The sequence below is a fragment of the Pseudomonas sp. LBUM1678 genome, assembly GCF_059695575.1.
The window spans coordinates 5,188,387-5,201,932 of sequence record NZ_CP166775.1 but is presented as its reverse complement, the minus strand read 5'-3'; the positions used below and the strand labels follow the sequence as shown (position 1 = coordinate 5,201,932).

The 13,546-nt window shown below is 60.2% G+C and carries 12 protein-coding genes; 9 read left to right on the top strand and 3 right to left on the bottom strand.

The annotated features are described in order from the left end of the window. Window positions 1-100: 100 nt before the first annotated feature. The 3 genes from ACA070_RS23685 to gap form a co-directional block, all read right to left on the bottom strand. Window positions 101-619: an RNA polymerase sigma factor gene (locus ACA070_RS23685; protein ID WP_497448559.1), complete on the bottom strand. Its 519-nt coding sequence runs from the start codon at window positions 617-619 to the stop codon at window positions 101-103. Between the two features lie 90 nt (window positions 620-709). Next, window positions 710-1,174 carry a methylglyoxal synthase gene (locus ACA070_RS23680; protein WP_497448558.1) on the bottom strand — a complete coding sequence of 155 codons (465 nt, stop codon included), beginning with the start codon at window positions 1,172-1,174 and terminating at the stop codon, window positions 710-712. Window positions 1,175-1,190: 16 nt separating this feature from the next. Further along, on the bottom strand, window positions 1,191-2,192 hold the full coding sequence (gene gap / locus ACA070_RS23675) for a type I glyceraldehyde-3-phosphate dehydrogenase (RefSeq protein ID WP_010457403.1): 1,002 nt from the start codon (window positions 2,190-2,192) through the stop codon (window positions 1,191-1,193). 220 nt (window positions 2,193-2,412) lie between these two features. Between gap and edd the strand changes: the two genes are divergently transcribed. From edd to ACA070_RS23630, 9 genes are all read left to right on the top strand, one after another. Next, window positions 2,413-4,239 (top strand): phosphogluconate dehydratase, encoded by a 1,827-nt coding sequence (edd, locus tag ACA070_RS23670; protein ID WP_461988040.1) that lies wholly within the window; start codon window positions 2,413-2,415, stop codon window positions 4,237-4,239. Then, on the top strand, window positions 4,236-5,186 hold the full coding sequence (locus ACA070_RS23665; RefSeq protein WP_497448557.1) for a glucokinase: 951 nt from the start codon (window positions 4,236-4,238) through the stop codon (window positions 5,184-5,186). The genes edd and ACA070_RS23665 overlap by 4 nt, the downstream gene beginning before the upstream one ends. Before the next feature lie 183 nt (window positions 5,187-5,369). Then, window positions 5,370-6,098, top strand: a complete 729-nt coding sequence (locus tag ACA070_RS23660; RefSeq protein ID WP_131059773.1) for a response regulator — start codon at window positions 5,370-5,372, stop codon at window positions 6,096-6,098. Further along, window positions 6,088-7,557: an ATP-binding protein gene (locus ACA070_RS23655; protein ID WP_497448556.1), complete on the top strand. Its 1,470-nt coding sequence runs from the start codon at window positions 6,088-6,090 to the stop codon at window positions 7,555-7,557. The genes ACA070_RS23660 and ACA070_RS23655 overlap by 11 nt, the downstream gene beginning before the upstream one ends. Window positions 7,558-7,795: 238 nt before the next feature. Continuing rightward, window positions 7,796-9,055, top strand: coding sequence for a D-mannose isomerase (locus tag ACA070_RS23650; protein WP_497448555.1), 1,260 nt, complete (start codon window positions 7,796-7,798; stop codon window positions 9,053-9,055). A gap of 117 nt (window positions 9,056-9,172) precedes the next feature. Then, window positions 9,173-10,474, top strand: coding sequence for an ABC transporter substrate-binding protein (locus ACA070_RS23645; RefSeq protein ID WP_497448554.1), 1,302 nt, complete (start codon window positions 9,173-9,175; stop codon window positions 10,472-10,474). Between the two features lie 149 nt (window positions 10,475-10,623). Continuing rightward, on the top strand, window positions 10,624-11,532 hold the full coding sequence (locus tag ACA070_RS23640) for a carbohydrate ABC transporter permease (protein ID WP_010457390.1): 909 nt from the start codon (window positions 10,624-10,626) through the stop codon (window positions 11,530-11,532). Further along, window positions 11,525-12,370 carry a carbohydrate ABC transporter permease gene (locus ACA070_RS23635; RefSeq protein WP_497448553.1) on the top strand — a complete coding sequence of 282 codons (846 nt, stop codon included), beginning with the start codon at window positions 11,525-11,527 and terminating at the stop codon, window positions 12,368-12,370. The genes ACA070_RS23640 and ACA070_RS23635 overlap by 8 nt, the downstream gene beginning before the upstream one ends. A 2-nt stretch (window positions 12,371-12,372) precedes the next feature. Then, window positions 12,373-13,533, top strand: coding sequence for an ABC transporter ATP-binding protein (locus ACA070_RS23630; protein WP_497448552.1), 1,161 nt, complete (start codon window positions 12,373-12,375; stop codon window positions 13,531-13,533). The last annotated feature ends 13 nt before the right edge of the window (window positions 13,534-13,546 follow it).

The window sequence follows — 13,546 nt, the reverse complement described above, 5'->3', positions numbered from 1 at the left end:
GCACGGCTGTTTTATGGGTGAAGCTTGAAAGTGGGCAAGGGTAGCAAAGCCCGAAGGTCAGCGCAGGCGATCCCGGCAGGTAGAGAATAAACCTACAGACTCAGTCGCCGTTTAGCCGCTCGGCAACGCCGATGCAGATCGCCATGATCAACTTCAGTTCTTTCTGCACGGTGCTCAGTGAGACGTTGAGCTTTTCGGCGATCTCCAGATAGCTGTGCCCGTGCAGTCGGCTGAGGATGAAAATCTGCTGCTGCCGATGGCTGAGTTCACTGAGGCTCACGTTCAAACGCTCCAGCAATTGTTCGGCATGGGCAGCATCCTCGGCGCTACTCACTGGTGAGGCAACCGCCTGCAGCACGTCCAGTGGCACGTCGTCGAGCATCGTGCGCGACTGAATGCGCCGCGCACGCAAATGGTCCAGCGCCAGGTTACGAGCGGTCTGGAAAACGAAGGGTTCAAGGTGATCGATGGCCCGTTCACTGAGCGCCCGGGTCACTCGCAGGTAGGTCTCCTGCAAGAGGTCCTCGGCGGTGCTGTGATTGTTGACCATCCGCTCCAGCGTGCGCAGCAGAGAGACTCGCTGGGCGATGAAGACGTGATTGAAGCGAGATTGACTCACGGGAGGACCTGATCCATTTCGAGCGAATGATAATGCTTATCATCCGCTCGAGTGGTCAAGTGCTGATTTGAGAAGCTGACTTGCGAAGGGCTAGGCTCGACCCAGCAGATAGGTCGCGTAATCGGGGATACGGTGTTGGTGCGCCTGCTCCATTAGCGGACTGCTGAGCAGGTAGTCGGCGCTGCATTCATTGCACGCCACCGGAATATTCCAGACCGCCGCGACCCGCAGCAACGCCTTGATGTCCGGGTCGTGCGGTTGCGGTTCGAACGGGTCCCAGAAGAACACCAGCATGTCGACCCGCTGCTCGGCGATGCGCGCGCCGAGTTGCTGGTCGCCGCCCAAGGGGCCGCTGATCATACTTTCCACGGGCAGATCCAGGCGTTGTTGCAATAACAAACCTGTGGTGCCGGTGGCGACCAGTTCATGTTGCGCGAGCTTGTCCTTCTGCCGCTCGGCCCAGTCGAGCAGAAACACCTTGCAGTGGTCATGGGCGACCAGGGCGATACGCTTGCGCGCCGCCATGGTCTTTTGCGTGAAGCTGATACCGATCATGGGTGTTGCTCCCCGGTCACTCTGCGTTGCACAGCGCCAGGCAGTTATCGAGCATGCGGTTGGAGAAGCCCCATTCGTTGTCGTACCAGGCCAAAACCTTGAGCAGCTTGCCGCTGGACTTGGTGTGGTTGGCGTCGAAGATTGACGACAGCGGGTTGTGGTTGAAGTCGCTGGAGACCAGCGGCAGGGTGTTGTAGCCGAGAATCTTCGAGTGCTGGCTGGCTTCTTTCAGCAGCGCGTTCACTTCGTCGGCCGACGCTTCACGCTTGAGCTGCACGGTCAGGTCCACCAGCGACACGTTGATCACGGGAACACGCACCGCCATGCCAGTCAGTTTGCCTGCCAGTTCCGGCAGCACCAGACCGACCGCTTCAGCAGCGCCGGTCTTGCTCGGGATCATGTTCTGAGTGGCCGAACGGGCGCGGTACGGGTCGGTGTGGTAGACGTCGGTCAGGTTCTGGTCGTTGGTGTAGGCGTGGATCGTGGTCATCAGACCGCTTTCGATACCCAGTTCGCGGTGCAGCACCTGAGCCACCGGGGCCAGACAGTTGGTGGTGCACGACGCGTTGGAAATGATCTGGTGCGACTGGCGCAGGATGTCGTGGTTAACCCCGTACACCACGGTGGCGTCGGCGCCTTTGGCCGGTGCCGAGATAATCACTTTGCGCGCGCCGGCCGTAATATGCGCGGCAGCTTTGGCACGGTCGGTGAACAAACCGGTGCATTCGAACACGACATCAATCTTTTCCGCGGCCCAGGGCAGTTCGGCCGGGTTACGAATGGCGCTGACGGCAATACGGTCGCCGTTGACGGTCAGGCTTTCCTGATCGTGCTGGACATCGGCGTCGAACGTGCCGTGAACAGTGTCGTACTTGAGCAGATGAGCGTTCATTGCGCTGTCGCCCAGGTCATTGATGGCAACGATCTGCAGGTCTTGGCGATAGCCTTGGGTATACAGTGCGCGGAGGACGTTACGGCCAATTCGGCCAAAACCATTGATTGCGATTCGAAGAGTCATTTAACAGGGCCGCCGTCGTTTTGTTGTTGGAATTACAAGATTATTCGCATAAAAATAGAAAACAAGCCTTTTTAATGGCAATATTTTGTTCAATCTACAACGAGTGACCTGAATCAACTGGTCCCAATGATCAAGAAAACCGTCTGTCATCCCATCGACACCGGCGCTTGCTCAGCATAGACAATCAGGTCGCCACATCCGTTAGCCTGGAGTTCTACACATGCATCCCCGCGTAATTGAGGTCACCGAACGGCTTATCGCCCGCAGCCGTGCAACCCGTGAGGCTTACCTTGCGCTCATTCGCGGTGCAGCCAGCGACGGTCCGATGCGCGGCAAGCTGCAATGCGCCAACTTCGCCCACGGCGTGGCCGGTTGCGGCACCGAAGACAAAAACAGTCTGCGGATGATGAACTCCGCCAACATTGCGATTGTTTCGTCATATAACGACATGCTCTCGGCGCATCAGCCGTACGAAGTCTTCCCGGAACAGATCAAAAAAGCCCTGCGCGAGATCGGCTCTGTCGGCCAGTTCGCCGGTGGCACTCCAGCGATGTGCGACGGCGTGACCCAAGGCGAGCCAGGCATGGAACTGAGCCTGCCAAGCCGCGAAGTGATTGCGCTGTCCACCGCCGTGGCGCTGTCCCACAACATGTTTGATGGCGCGCTGATGCTCGGCATCTGCGACAAGATCGTGCCGGGCCTGATGATGGGCGCGTTGCGCTTCGGTCATCTGCCGATGATCTTCGTACCGGGTGGGCCGATGGTCTCCGGCATTTCCAACAAGCAGAAAGCCGATGTGCGCCAGCGCTATGCCGAAGGCAAAGCCTCGCGCGAGGAGCTGCTGGAATCGGAAATGAATTCCTACCACAGCCCTGGCACCTGTACTTTTTACGGCACCGCCAACACCAACCAGCTGCTGATGGAAGTCATGGGCCTGCACTTGCCGGGTTCTTCTTTCGTCAACCCGAACACGCCATTGCGCGATGCCCTGACCCGCGAAGCGGCGCATCAGGTCACGCGCCTGACCAAGCAAAATGGCAACTTCATGCCAATCGGTGAAATCGTCGATGAGCGTTCGCTGGTCAACTCCATCGTGGCGCTGAACGCGACCGGCGGCTCGACCAACCACACCCTGCACATGCCGGCCATCGCGATGGCCGCCGGTATTCAATTGACCTGGCAAGACATGGCCGACCTCTCCGAAGTCGTGCCGACCCTGAGCCACGTCTACCCGAACGGTAAAGCCGACATCAACCACTTCCAGGCGGCGGGCGGCATGTCGTTCCTGATCCGCGAACTGCTGGAAGCCGGCTTGCTGCACGAAAACGTCAACACCGTGCTCGGCCATGGCCTGAGCCGCTACACCCAGGAACCGTTCCTCGATAACGGTGAACTGGTCTGGCGCGAAGGCGTGACCGACAGCCTCGATGAAACCATCCTGCGCCCGGTTTCGCGTGCGTTTTCGCCAGAGGGCGGCTTGCGGGTAATGGAAGGCAACCTCGGTCGCGGCGTGATGAAAGTCTCGGCGGTCGCATTGGAGAACCAGATCGTCGAAGCACCGGCGATGGTGTTCCAGGATCAGCAGGACCTGGCCGATGCGTTCAAGGCCGGTTTGCTGGAGAAGGATTTTGTCGCGGTGATGCGCTTCCAGGGCCCGCGCTCCAATGGCATGCCGGAACTGCACAAGATGACGCCGTTCCTCGGCGTGCTGCAGGATCGCGGCTTCAAAGTGGCGCTGGTGACTGACGGGCGTATGTCCGGCGCGTCGGGGAAAATCCCGGCGGCGATTCATGTCAGTCCCGAAGCTTATGTCGGCGGCGCTCTTGCGCGGGTGCAAGAGGGCGATATCATCCGCGTCGATGGCGTCAAAGGCACCCTGGAGCTTAAGGTGGACGCCGAAGAATTCGCAGCGCGCACCCCGGCCAAGGGCCTGTTGGGCAATAACATTGGCAGCGGGCGCGAACTGTTTGGTTTCATGCGCATGGCTTTCAGCTCCGCAGAGCAGGGCGCCAGCGCCTTTACTTCTGCCCTGGAGACGCTTAATTGAAACTGGCTTTGGTCGGTGACATCGGTGGGACCAACGCGCGTTTCGCGTTGTGGAAAAACCAGCAGCTGGAAGCGATCCAGGTGCTGGCGACGGCCGACCACGCCAGCCCGGAAGAGGCGATTGCCCTCTACCTGAGCGGGCTTGGCCTGGCGTTGGGTTCGATCGGCTCGGTGTGCCTGTCGGTGGCAGGCCCGGTGAGCGGTGACGAATTCAAGTTCACCAACAACCACTGGCGGCTCAGTCGCAAAGGCTTTTGCAAGACTTTGCAGGTCGATCAATTGTTGCTGGTCAATGATTTCTCGGCGATGGCGCTGGGCATGACCCGCTTGCAGCCGGACGAGTTCCGGGTGGTCTGCGAAGGCACGCCGGAACCGTTGCGCCCTGCCGTGGTGATCGGTCCGGGCACGGGCCTGGGCGTTGGCACTTTGCTGGATTTGGGCGAAGGGCGTTTCGCCGCATTGCCGGGGGAGGGCGGTCACGTCGATCTGCCCCTGAGTAGCCCGCGTGAAACGCAACTGTGGCAGCACATCTTCAATGAGATCGGGCATGTCAGCGCTGAAACCGCGTTGAGCGGCAGCGGTTTGCCGCGGGTTTACCGGGCGATTTGCGCGGTGGATGGCCACGAGCCGGTGCTCGATACCCCGGAGTCGATTACCGCTGCCGGTCTGGCCGGTGATCCGATTGCGCTGGAAGTGCTGGAGCAGTTCTGCTGCTGGCTCGGCCGTGTCGCCGGCAATAACGTGCTGACCACAGGTGGACGCGGTGGCGTGTACATCGTTGGCGGGGTGATTCCTCGGTTCGCCGATTTCTTCGTCGAAAGCGGTTTCGCCCGGTGCTTCGCCGACAAGGGCTGCATGAGCGATTACTTCAAAGGCATTCCGGTGTGGCTGGTGACGGCGCCGTATTCCGGGTTGATGGGTGCGGGTGTGGCGCTCGACCAGGCCTAAGACCGAGTCGCGCCCTTCGCGGGCAAGCCTCGCTCCTACAGGTTTTATGTCGTTCACGGAATTCGCGAACGGCTCTGACCTTGTAGGAGCGAGGCTTGCCCGCGAAGGGGTCCGTACAGACACCAACGATGTACGCTCGATCAGGCATAATCCGCCCAATTCAAACAACAAGGACGCCGCCCCGTGAGCTCAGTCAGGTCGATTTTGTTGGTCGATGACGATCAAGAGATACGCGAGTTGCTGGACACCTACCTGACCCGCGCCGGTTTCCAGGTTCGTACCACGCCCGATGGCGCCGGCTTTCGCCAAGCGATGAACGAGGCGCCGAGCGATCTGGTGATTCTCGACGTGATGCTGCCGGACGAAGACGGTTTCAGCCTCTGCCGCTGGATCCGCCAGCACCCGCGTCAGGCCCAGGTGCCAATCATCATGCTCACCGCCAGCTCCGACGAGGCCGACCGCGTCATCGGCCTGGAGCTGGGCGCCGACGACTACCTCGGCAAACCCTTCAGCCCCCGTGAATTGCAGGCGCGCATCAAGGCCTTGTTGCGCCGCGCGCAGTTCGGTCAGGAACGTTCCGGCGGTGAAGTGCTGGCGTTCGACGATTGGCGGCTGGACATGGTCAGTCACCGGTTGTTCCACATCGACGGGGAAGAAGTGATTCTCTCCGGCGCCGATTTTGCGCTGCTGAAACTGTTCCTCGATCACCCTCAGGAAATCCTCGATCGCGACACCATCGGCAACGCCACCCGAGGCCGCGACTTGATGCCGCTGGATCGCATCGTCGACATGGCGGTCAGCCGTTTGCGTCAGCGTCTGCGCGATACCGAAAAACCGCCGCGACTGATCCGTACAGTGCGCGGCAGCGGCTACCAACTGGCAGCCAATGTGGTCGCCAGCAATGGCCACTGAGTTTTTCCGCCAGCTCGCCGCCCGCGTGCCGGTACCGCGTTCGCTGCTCGGGCGCATGTTGCTGCTGACCCTGTTGGCCGTGCTGTTTGCGCAGACGTTGTCGAGCGTGATCTGGGTCTCGCAACTGCGCGCCACCCAGCTCGAAGGCCTGGTGACCAGCGCCCGCAGCCTCGCCCATTCGATGACCGCCAGCGTCAGTTACTTTCGCTCGCTGCCGGTCGCGTTTCGTCCCCTGGTGCTCGACCAATTGCGCAGCATGGGCGGCACCCGTTTCGTGGTGACGCTCAACGACAAGCCCTTGGGCATGGAAGTGCTGCCGATCACTCCGCGCAAAGAAGCCGTGCTCAAAGCGGTGGACGAAGTGCTGCGCGAGTCTTTGGGTCACGACACGGATATCTCGGTGACCTTCGTCAGCCCCGAAGACCTGCGGATCTTCAACAGCGGGCTGAAACTCGATGAATTGCCGCGCTCGTGGGCGCATTACGCGCTCACCCTGGAGCCGGTGAACCCGCCCGTGCTGGTCACGCAAATCCAGATGGCGCCGGGCGAGTGGTTGTACATCGCCTCGCTCTTGCCCGAGCCTTACACCAGTCTTGAAGAGCAAGGCCTGCCGGCGCAGCAAGTCTGGTTCATCGTCCTCACCAGCGGTTTCTTGCTGTTGTTCATTGGCTTGCTGGTGCACTGGCAGAGCCGGCCGCTCAAGCGTCTGGCGCGGGCGGCGCGGGACATGTCCCTCGGTGCCGAAGTCGAGCCGGTGGCCGAAGGCGGCGGCAGTGAAGTGGTCGAAGTGGGCCGCGCCTTCAACGCCATGCGCGAACGCATCAGCCGTTACCTGACAGAACGTAGCCAGTTGTTCAGCGCGATTTCCCACGACCTGCGCACGCCGATCACCCGCCTGCGGTTGCGGGTGGAGTTGCTCGAAGACGAAACGCTGCAAGCCAAGTTCGGCCGCGATCTGGATGAGTTGGAGCTGCTGGTCAAAGGCGCGCTGCAATGCGTGAAAGACACTGACATCCACGAAAACATCGAGCCGGTGGACCTTAACCATGTGCTCGATTGCCTGGTGGAGCCGTATCTGGCGCCTAATGGCAATGGTCGCGTGACTCAGCAGGGCCGGGCGCTGGCGGCGTATCCAGGCAAACCGCTGGCGCTCAAGCGCTGCATCGGCAACCTGATCGACAACGCGTTGAAGTATGGGCAGAACGCGCATTTGCACATCGATGACGATGAGAGTGCGTTCATCCTGCACGTCGATGACGAAGGGCCGGGCGTGCCGGAGCAACGGATGGAGCAGGTGTTCGAACCGCACTTCCGCTTGGCCGGGCAGCAGCAGGGTTATGGGTTGGGATTGGGGATTGCGCGCAATATTGCGCACAGCCATGGCGGAGAGGTCAGCCTGCAGAATTTACGTGAAGGTGGGTTGCGGGTGACGTTGCAGTTGCCTCGCTCGATCGATTGACGCGGACCCTGTGGCGAGGGAGCTTGCTCCCGCTGGGGCGCGAAGCGGCCCCGCTTATCCCTAAAAAGAAGGGGACTGCTACGCAGTCCGGCGGGAGCAAGCTCCCTCGCCACAAATAATCACCCCGTACAAAATCTGCATGTCACAGAGCGGTGACATAACTCGCCCCCTTCGTTACAAGCCCGTCCCCGCCCGTTGTTTAGACTGCCCCCAGTCAAAACAACAAAAAAGGCACCCCATGGACACCTTCCAACCTGCTTTCAGCAGTTGGCTCAACGCTCCTGCCCATCAGCAATGGCTCGCTGCCGAAGGGCTGCGCCTGCTCGCATTTGCCAAGGCTTCAAAGCTTGCCGAAGGCTTCGGCAATCTCGATGAAAAGGGCCACCTTCCGGCCAACGCCCAAGCCGAAACCATGAACACCGCCCGCATGACCCACAGCTTCGCCATGGCTCACATCCAGGGCTTGCCGGGTTTTGCCGAGCTGGTCGATCACGGTATCCAGGCGCTCAGCGGCCCGTTGCGTGATGCCGAACACGGTGGCTGGTTTGCCGTCGCCCATCATCGCGACGGCAACACCGGCAAGGCTGCATACCTGCACGCCTTCGTGGCCCTCGCCGCCAGTTCCGCAGTGGTCGCACAGCGCCCCGGCGCACAAGTATTGCTCGATGATGCGATCAACATCATCGACACGCATTTCTGGAGCGAAGAGGAGGGCGCGATGCGCGAATCCTTTGATCGCGACTGGAGTGGTGAAGAAGCCTACCGCGGCGCCAACAGCAACATGCACGCCACCGAGGCCTTTCTCGCCCTGGCGGATGTCACCGAAGACAACCGCTGGCTGTGCCGTGCTCAACGCATCGTTGAACGAGTGATCCATGTTCACGCCGCGGCCAACGACTACCTGGTGGTCGAGCATTTCGATCGCGACTGGCAGCCGCTGCGCGAGTACAACCACGACAACCCTGCCGACGGTTTCCGTCCCTACGGCACCACGCCGGGCCACGGTTTTGAATGGGCGCGGCTGTTGCTGCACCTCGAAGCCGCGCGGGTTCAGGCCGGGATGCTCACGCCGGGTTGGCTGGCCACCGACGCGCAAAAACTGTTCGATCACAACTGCCGTCATGGCTGGAATATTGATGGTGCGCCGGGGATTGTCTACACCCTCGACTGGGACAATCGCGCGGTGGTTCGCCATCGTTTGCACTGGACCCATTGCGAAGCCAGCGCCGCCGCCAGCGCGCTGCTTAAACGCACGGGCGACGAACAATACGAAACCTGGTACCGACTGTTCTGGGAATTCTGTGACAGTCATTTCATCGACCGCTGCGATGGCAGTTGGCACCATGAACTCAACCCGCAAAACCGCCCGAGCGCCGATATCTGGGCCGGCAAACCCGATCTGTATCACGCCTGGCAAGCCGTGTTGATTCCGCGTCTGCCGTTGGCGCCGAGCATGGCGACTGCCTTGGGGCAGTTGTCCCAGAGCGCTCCTGTGTAACCATGTGGTGACATTCACGCGTCCCTTCGTTACCTGCGAGGGGATAACTCCTGTTTAAAATCCTATGCAGCGCAAGCACCAGACTTGCATGCATAACAACAAGAAAGGTAATTCTAGATGAATGCGATTTCTCGCCTCGCTACTGTCATTTCTCTTGCCTCATTGCTTCCAATCTCTGCATTCCCTGTCAGTGCACTTGCCGCCGATTCCAAAGGTTCGGTAGAAGTCGTTCACTGGTGGACGTCCGGTGGCGAAAAAGCTGCTGTTGATGTTCTCAAGGCCCAAGTCGAAAAAGACGGTTTCACCTGGAAGGACGGCGCAGTCGCCGGTGGTGGCGGTGCTACGGCCATGACCGTACTCAAGAGCCGCGCCGTTGCCGGTAACCCACCGGGTGTAGCGCAGATCAAAGGTCCGGACATCCAGGAATGGGCGTCTACCGGTCTGCTCGACACCGACGTCTTGAAAGAAGCTGCCAAGACAGAGAAGTGGGACAGCCTGCTCGACAAGAAAGTCTCCGATACCGTGAAGTACGAGGGTGACTACGTGGCCGTGCCGGTGAACATTCACCGCGTCAACTGGCTGTGGATCAACCCGGAAGTCTTCAAGAAAGCCGGCATCGAGAAAGCCCCAACCACCCTTGAGGAATTCTACGCGGCCGGTGACAAGCTGAAAGCTGCGGGCTTCATTGCCCTGGCCCACGGCGGCCAGCCTTGGCAGGACAGCACCGTGTTCGAAGCGGTGGTCCTTTCGGTCATGGGCGTCGACGGCTACAAGAAAGCCTTGGTCGATCTGGACAACGCAGCACTGACCGGTCCTGAAATGGTCAAGGCGCTGACCGAGCTGAAGAAAGTCTCGACCTACATGGATGCCGACGGCAAAGGCCAGGACTGGAACCTGGAAGCGGCCAAGGTCATCAACGGCAAGGCCGGCATGCAGATCATGGGTGACTGGGCCAAGAGCGAGTGGACCGCGGCCAAGAAAGTCGCCGGCAAGGACTACGAGTGCGTAGCTTTCCCGGGCACCGACAAGGCCTTCACCTACAACATCGACTCCCTGGCCGTGTTCAAGCAGAAAGACAAGGGCACTGCTGCCGCGCAGCAGGACATTGCCAAGGTCGTTCTGGGTGAGAGCTTCCAGAAAGTCTTCAGCATCAACAAGGGCTCGATCCCGGTTCGAATCGACATGCTGAGCGACATGGGCAAGTACGGTTTCGACTCCTGCGCCCAGACCGCCGCCAAGGACTTCCTGGCGGACGCCAAGTCCGGCGGCCTGCAGCCGAGCATGGCGCACAACATGGCGACCACGCTGGCGGTACAAGGCGCGTTCTTTGATGTTGTGACCAACTTCATCAATGACCCGAAAGCCGATCCGGCCACTGCCGCCAAGCAACTGGGCACTGCCGTCAAAGCTGCCAAGTAATGCTTGGCCCCTGTAGGAGCGAGCCTGCTCGCGATCGCGGTGTATCAGTTGATACATCCAGAGTTTGACACTCAGCTATCGCGAGCAGGCTCACTCCTACAAGGGGAAGCATTTCCAACGTAAATTTTCTCTTCGTACGGGATCTTCCCATGAGTTCTGTTGCTGTGTTCAGCAAGGCCTCGCCGTTCGATGCACTGCAGCGCTGGCTCCCTAAACTGGTGTTGGCGCCCAGCATGTTCATCGTCCTGGTGGGCTTCTATGGCTATATCCTGTGGACGTTCATCCTGTCGTTCACCACGTCGACCTTCCTGCCGACTTACAAATGGGCGGGACTGGCGCAGTACCAGCGGCTGTTCGACAACGACCGTTGGTGGGTAGCGAGCAAGAACCTTGCAGTTTTCGGCGGCATGTTCATCGGCATCACGCTGGTGATCGGTGTGCTACTGGCGGTGTTTCTTGACCAGCGTATTCGTCGCGAAGGTTTCATTCGCACCATTTACCTGTACCCGATGGCGCTCTCGATGATCGTCACCGGTACCGCCTGGAAGTGGCTGCTCAACCCGGGCATGGGCCTGGACAAATTGCTGCGTGACTGGGGCTGGGAAGGTTTTCGCCTGGACTGGCTGATCGACCCGGATCGCGTCGTGTATTGCCTGGTGATCGCTGCGGTATGGCAAGCCTCGGGCTTCATCATGGCGATGTTCCTCGCCGGCCTGCGTGGTGTTGATCAATCGATCATCCGTGCCGCCCAGATCGATGGCGCGAGCATGCCGCGCATTTACCTGAAAGTGGTGTTGCCGAGCCTGCGCCCGGTGTTCTTCAGCGCCGTGATGATTCTGGCCCACATCGCGATCAAGAGTTTCGACCTGGTGGCGGCAATGACCGCCGGCGGCCCGGGTTACTCCTCCGACTTGCCTGCGATGTTCATGTATTCGTTCACCTTCAGCCGCGGCCAGATGGGCATGGGTTCGGCCAGTGCGATTCTGATGCTCGGTGCGATTCTCGCAATCATCGTGCCTTACCTGTACTCAGAGCTGAGGACCAAGCGCCATGACTAGTTTCTCTGCCAAACCTTCCATCAGCCTGAGTCGCATCGCGATCTACGGCGTGCTGATCCTGGCCGTATTCCTTTACCTGATACCGCTGGTGGTCATGCTGTTGACCAGCTTCAAGACGCCGGAAGACATCAACTCCGGCAACCTGCTGAGCTGGCCGACCGTGGTCAGCGGCATTGGCTGGGTCAAGGCCTGGGGCACGGTTGACGAGTACTTCTGGAACTCGATCAAGATCACCGTCCCGGCAGTGCTGATCTCCACCGCCATCGGTGCACTGAATGGCTACGTGCTCTCGATGTGGCGCTTCCGTGGCTCTCAACTGTTCTTCGGTTTGCTGCTGTTCGGTTGCTTCCTGCCGTTCCAGACCGTCCTGCTGCCGGCCTCGTTCACCCTCGGCAAGATGGGCCTGGCCAGCACCACCACCGGCCTGGTGTTCGTGCACGTGGTCTACGGCCTGGCGTTCACCACGCTGTTCTTCCGTAACTACTACGTCAGCGTTCCCGATGCGCTGGTGAAGGCGGCGCGTCTCGATGGCGCGGGTTTCTTCACCATCTTCCGCTTGATCATCCTGCCAATGTCCACCCCGATCATCATGGTCTGCCTGATCTGGCAGTTCACCCAGATCTGGAATGACTTCCTGTTCGGCGTGGTGTTCTCCAGCGGTGATTCGCAACCCATTACGGTGGCGTTGAACAACTTGGTCAACACCAGTACCGGGGCCAAGGAATACAACGTTGATATGGCGGCGGCGATGATCGCCGGGCTGCCGACCCTGCTGGTCTATGTGGTCGCAGGCAAGTATTTCGTGCGCGGGCTGACGGCCGGCGCAGTCAAGGGGTAATCATGGCTACGCTCGAACTTCGCAATGTAAACAAGACCTACGGCCCCGGCTTGCCGGACACCCTCAAGAACATCGAACTGTCGATCAAGGACGGTGAGTTCCTGATTCTTGTCGGACCTTCGGGTTGCGGTAAATCGACCCTGATGAATTGCATCGCCGGCCTGGAAACCATCACCGGCGGCGCGATCATGATTGGTGATCAGGACGTCAGCGGCATGAGCCCGAAAGACCGCGACATCGCCATGGTGTTCCAGTCCTACGCGCTGTACCCGACCATGAGCGTGCGCGAGAACATCGCCTTTGGCTTGAAGATCCGCAAAATGCCCGCCGCCGACATCGAAGCGGAAGTGGCGCGGGTGTCCAAGCTGCTGCAGATCGAACACCTGCTCAACCGCAAACCCGGTCAGCTCTCTGGTGGTCAGCAACAGCGCGTGGCCATGGGTCGTGCCCTGGCGCGTCGGCCGAAGATTTACCTGTTCGACGAACCTCTGTCCAACCTCGACGCCAAGTTGCGCGTCGAGATGCGCACCGAAATGAAACTGATGCACCAGCGCCTCAAAACCACCACGGTCTACGTGACCCACGACCAGATCGAAGCGATGACCCTGGGCGACAAAGTGGCGGTGATGAAGGACGGGATCATTCAGCAATTCGGTACGCCGAAAGACATCTACAACAACCCGGCCAACCTGTTCGTGGCGAGCTTCATCGGCTCGCCGCCGATGAACTTCATTCCCCTGCGTTTGCAGCGCAAGGACGGCCGTCTGGTGGCACTGCTCGACAGTGGTCAGGCGCGCTGCGAATTGCCAATGGGCATGCAGGACGCCGGCCTTGAAGACCGCGAAGTGATCCTCGGCCTGCGCCCGGAACAGATCGTGCTGGCGGGCAGCGAGCCGAACGGCTTGCCGACCATTCGCGCCGAAGTCCAGGTCACCGAACCGACCGGTCCCGACACCCTGGTGTTCGTCAATCTCAATGAAACCAAGGTCTGCTGCCGCTTGGCACCGGACGTCGCGCCGAATGTGGGCGAGACCCTGACGCTGCAATTCGATCCATCGAAAGTGCTGTTGTTCGATGCCAAGACCGGGGAGCGCCTGGGGGTGGCCGGTCAGCCAAAAGCCGAGAACCACAGCGCGAACGTCGCGCAATTCAAAGGCAGATAGAGATCAATTGTAG

Excerpts from the sequence above, each read along its gene's own strand:
- ACA070_RS23680 (WP_497448558.1), bottom strand. The coding sequence starts at position 1,174 with ATGATCGGTATCAGCTTCACGCAAAAGACCATGGCGGCGCGCAAGCGT.
- gap (WP_010457403.1), bottom strand. The coding sequence starts at position 2,192 with ATGACTCTTCGAATCGCAATCAATGGTTTTGGCCGAATTGGCCGTAAC.
- edd (WP_461988040.1), top strand. The coding sequence starts at position 2,413 with ATGCATCCCCGCGTAATTGAGGTCACCGAACGGCTTATCGCCCGCAGC.
- ACA070_RS23655 (WP_497448556.1), top strand. The coding sequence starts at position 6,088 with ATGGCCACTGAGTTTTTCCGCCAGCTCGCCGCCCGCGTGCCGGTACCG.
- ACA070_RS23650 (WP_497448555.1), top strand. The coding sequence starts at position 7,796 with ATGGACACCTTCCAACCTGCTTTCAGCAGTTGGCTCAACGCTCCTGCC.
- ACA070_RS23645 (WP_497448554.1), top strand. The coding sequence starts at position 9,173 with ATGAATGCGATTTCTCGCCTCGCTACTGTCATTTCTCTTGCCTCATTG.
- ACA070_RS23640 (WP_010457390.1), top strand. The coding sequence starts at position 10,624 with ATGAGTTCTGTTGCTGTGTTCAGCAAGGCCTCGCCGTTCGATGCACTG.
- ACA070_RS23635 (WP_497448553.1), top strand. The coding sequence starts at position 11,525 with ATGACTAGTTTCTCTGCCAAACCTTCCATCAGCCTGAGTCGCATCGCG.
- ACA070_RS23630 (WP_497448552.1), top strand. The coding sequence starts at position 12,373 with ATGGCTACGCTCGAACTTCGCAATGTAAACAAGACCTACGGCCCCGGC.